Source organism: Pseudomonas sp. RW10S2, from assembly GCF_014268985.1.
GTDB classification, from domain to species: Bacteria; Pseudomonadota; Gammaproteobacteria; order Pseudomonadales; family Pseudomonadaceae; genus Aquipseudomonas; species Aquipseudomonas wayambapalatensis.
Genome location: NZ_JABWRO010000256.1, coordinates 1 through 285 on the forward strand (window position 1 = coordinate 1; position 285 = coordinate 285).

Annotated in this window: 1 protein-coding gene; it reads right to left on the reverse strand. The window is 61.1% G+C overall.

The window, feature by feature from the left end; all coding sequences use genetic code 11:
• Positions 1 to 285, reverse strand: a 285-nt coding sequence (locus tag HU729_RS25615; RefSeq protein ID WP_186711933.1) for an immunoglobulin-like domain-containing protein, incomplete at both ends; no start/stop codon positions are given.

The following is a 285-nucleotide window of genomic DNA, read 5'->3' on the forward strand; positions in this document are numbered from 1 at the left end:
GGTGCCGGTGGCGCTGCCCGCCGGAACGGTAACTTTTGTGCCGTCCGAGAGCGTGAAGACCAGGCCATTGTGGCCTTTGACGTCCAGACCCTGGGCATTGGTCAGCGTAACGGTATAGGTGATCTCGCCGCCCTCGGACACAGTGGTTTTGTCGGCGGTAAGGGTGGCGACAACCTCACTTTCGGTATCAGCGATCTGCACGGTAGCCGAGCCGCCGAGTTCCAGGTTTTCGAAGGTCTTACCTGGAACACTGGCGTCGCTGATCCCAACGGTGAGCGAGCCCGA